The organism is Mameliella sp. CS4 (genome assembly GCF_019392335.1).
Lineage (GTDB): Bacteria > Pseudomonadota > Alphaproteobacteria > Rhodobacterales > Rhodobacteraceae > Antarctobacter.
In genome coordinates this window covers 1-3,281 of the sequence record NZ_JAHXRQ010000058.1, presented here as the reverse complement: position 1 = coordinate 3,281, position 3,281 = coordinate 1, and the positions used below count along the sequence as shown (strand labels likewise).

2 protein-coding genes and 2 pseudogenes are annotated in these 3,281 nt (G+C 57.4%); 1 reads left to right on the top strand and 3 read right to left on the bottom strand.

Annotation, left to right across the window (positions count from 1 at the left end):
• Positions 1-44 precede the first annotated feature (44 nt).
• Positions 45-1,139, bottom strand: coding sequence for an S-(hydroxymethyl)glutathione dehydrogenase/class III alcohol dehydrogenase (locus tag KZZ07_RS26435; RefSeq protein WP_219519849.1), 1,095 nt, complete (start codon positions 1,137-1,139; stop codon positions 45-47).
• Positions 1,140-1,456: 317 nt separating this feature from the next.
• A complete protein-coding gene (locus tag KZZ07_RS26430; protein WP_219519846.1) occupies positions 1,457-2,176 on the bottom strand; it encodes a helix-turn-helix domain-containing protein in 720 nt (239 codons plus the stop codon).
• 152 nt (positions 2,177-2,328) lie between these two features.
• Here KZZ07_RS26430 and KZZ07_RS26425 point away from each other — a divergent pair.
• Positions 2,329-2,580: pseudogene (locus tag KZZ07_RS26425) on the top strand (transposase domain-containing protein); the annotation flags it as partial.
• 32 nt (positions 2,581-2,612) lie between these two features.
• Here the strand turns inward: KZZ07_RS26425 and KZZ07_RS26420 are convergent.
• Positions 2,613-2,815 (bottom strand): annotated as a pseudogene (locus KZZ07_RS26420) (IS5/IS1182 family transposase); the annotation flags it as partial.
• Positions 2,816-3,281: the final 466 nt, after the last annotated feature.

Sequence of the window (3,281 nt, the reverse complement as noted above, 5' to 3'; positions counted from 1 at the left end):
TCACGCCGCCGAATGATGGCACGCAAAAGGGGAACAAGCTCGACTTACGACTGGCCCTGAAAAAAGGGGCAGGTCAGATCGAGAGTCAGCTTGTGGGTAATCATCGAATCGATCTCGACCTTGCCATCCATGTACCAGTCGACAATTTTCGGCACGTCCGTACGGCCCCTGGCACCGCCGAAGGCCGTGCCTTTCCATACGCGTCCTGTCACCAGCTGGAACGGGCGGGTGCCGATCTCGGCCCCAGCGGGAGCCACGCCGATCACTACCGACACGCCCCAGCCTCGGTGTGAACATTCCAGCGCGTCACGCATGACCTTCACGTTGCCGGTCGCGTCGAAGGAGTAGTCCACACCGCCGATCTGATCGATGCCGCGCTTGGTAAGGTTGACGATCTCGGCGACGGTGTTCTCGACCTTGGACGGATTCACAAAGTGCGTCATACCGAACTTCTTTGCCATTTCCGCTTTTGAATCATTGAGATCCACGCCGATGATCATGTCCGCACCCGCCATGCGCAGGCCCTGGATCACATTCAAGCCGATCCCGCCAAGGCCAAAGACCGCCGCTGTTGACCCGATCTCGACGCCAGCGGTGTTGATCACGGCGCCGATGCCGGTGGTCACGCCGCAGCCGATGTAGCAGATCTTGTCGAAGGGCGCGTCTTCGCGAACCTTGGCCAGCGCGATTTCAGGCATCACCGTGTGATTGGCGAAGGTTGAACAGCCCATGTAGTGGTAGATCGGTGTGCCATCCAGCATAGTGAACCGCGTTGTGCCATCAGGCATCAGCCCCTTGCCTTGCGTTTCGCGGATCGCGGTGCAGAGGTTGGTCTTGCCCGACAGGCAGGAATAGCACTGACGGCATTCGGGAGTATAGAGCGGAATGACATGGTCGCCGGGTTTCAGTGTCGTGACGCCTTCGCCGCATTCTACCACAACGCCAGCCCCCTCGTGTCCGAGGATCGAAGGGAACAGGCCTTCTGGGTCGGCGCCAGAGCGCGTGAACTCATCGGTGTGGCAAAGCCCGGTCGCCTTGATTTCAATCAGAACTTCGCCCGCCTTGGGGCCATCCAGATTGACTTCCATAACCTCAAGAGGCTTGCCTGCCTCCAATGCCACAGCTGCACGTGTTTTCATGTACCATCTCCCGAAACAACGGTTTCGGCGACACTGCTGCATGGCATTGCCTGGCACAATTAGTCATTAAGTATCGGTTTATGGGAATTTACAGCTGGCGTATTCTCATTTTTCAGGAGACCTTTTGTCGGACAGAAATAACATGACGACGTGGACACCTCTCGTTGCGAGGACGTTGAAGCTTCGGGCGATTTCCGGTGACAAGAAGTCCGGTGCAGGGAAGGGTTGAACTAATGGGAAGCCAAACCAGAACGCAGATACAAGGATACTCCTTGTTTAACGAAGCACGTGTCCCGCTATGGTGTTCTGCACACCGATCAGACAGTGAGGGCGACCCGATCGGAAATCTGTTCCGCACAGCGTCTGACTTTATCTCGAGTCTCGTGCCAGGTCTTTTGGATTTTGGTCCTCGTTCCGACGATGCCAATGCTTAGAAAACCCAGCTTATTCTGCAAGGGCACCGCAGTAGCAAAGCTCCCGATATCGGGGTCTTCGTCACCGAAGCATGTGGCAAAGGCAGTTTCGAGCGTGGATTCGACTTCAGATTTCAGAATTCTGCCGTTCGGCAACGCCAGTTTTGGAAACTTGGCATTGGCGGCCTCGATGACCTTGGTTCTCTGGTCCTCCGGCAGGTGAACGTAGATTGCCTTGGCCGCACTACAGATCGCTGGTCGCGCACCCAAAGGCGGCAGAACGCCCCCGGCAGATCCAGAGTCTGCCATGACACGGAGAAAGAGATTGATGTCGTTGCCAGCTAGCCGTGCCGCAAAGACCGTGCTTCCCGTCTCATCTGCGAGTTCTTGCAGATCCGGCATGATAGCGTGCCGCAACTTTTCTTCTGGCGTGGCCGCCAAGACCATGCGGGTGAGGCGATCACCAACCTCGAAGCCGGGGCCGACCTTCTGAATCACTCCCAATTTCTGCATCTGGTCGAGAATTCGGTACGCAGTTGCCAACGGCAAGTCAGCCTCCTGAGCAACTTCGCGAGGCGGCGCGGAGGAGCCGAGGCTCGAGATCGTCTCCAGTAGTTTCAGCATTCGGTCATTCATTACACGGTATCACTTTATGGCTTGGCATTCCTATAATACGGGAATGAGTGTGGGATTTCCAGAGGCTTCCAGAACAGAAGTTCGCGGCGCCCCATTTTTTTGGATCGTGGTCCCTCTCGCGGACGCTGATTTAGGCTGTTCGCGTCAGAATCGACAACAATCCGGCCGAACGGGCCATGCGCCCGATTGGTTTCGGCCACAAGAACTGGCTGTTCGCCGATTCAGACAATGGCGGCGGAACGCTGGCCCAGGCAATGATGATGATCGAGACGGCCCAGGTGAATGGCCTCGATCCCCACGCATGGCTCGCCGGCATCCTCGACCGCATCCATGATCAAAAGATCACCCGGCTCGACGAACTGCTTCCATGGAACTGGACGCCGTCGCGCTGATCCGCGGAGACAATCGGGCGGTTACGGATCTACAATAGGCTGACCGGGATCAAGCGTTCCGGAGGAATGGAAAGGCCCGCTCGTCCCAATAAAGCCTGTCGAACTCGGCATCCAAGGAACGTGGCGCGTCGTTGACGACGGCCTCGAGCTTGCAGAGCGGATGCAACGCCGGAATGCACTCCTCGAGATTGCCCTCGCAGAACAGCGATCCCGTCATCCTATCCGATCCACACATCACTGCCTCCGTCTTCGCTGTGGCGACGGTGAATCATGTTCCGCGGCGAGCGTCGAGGTTAGAGCTTTTCAGCAGCCCGCTATAGGGTTCCAAGGAGAGGTTTCGGAGAGTGCATGCCCGGCTGATTCACATGCGCACGTAATGGCCAGACAGGTTTTCGGAGCCGTGATCAGCTCCAGCTGAGTGGTCTGGGTAGCGTGTTCGTGCATGACCCGCGCCTGGCTCATCGGGGCGATGGTTTCAGGGGCTGGAGGGCGGTAGCCCAACGCACAGTGCGGTCTCTTGGTTTTGTAGTGCACCCGTGCATGCTTTGCCCGACAAGCACCACAACCTGCGCAGCTTCCTGTCAAACTCTTCCGGCTTGCGTTTCTTCGTAGCCATTCTGATCCTCCTGACCTGCCCCTTTTTTCAGGGCCAGTCGTAAGTCGAGCTTGTTCCCCTTTTGCGTGCCATCATTCGGCGGCGT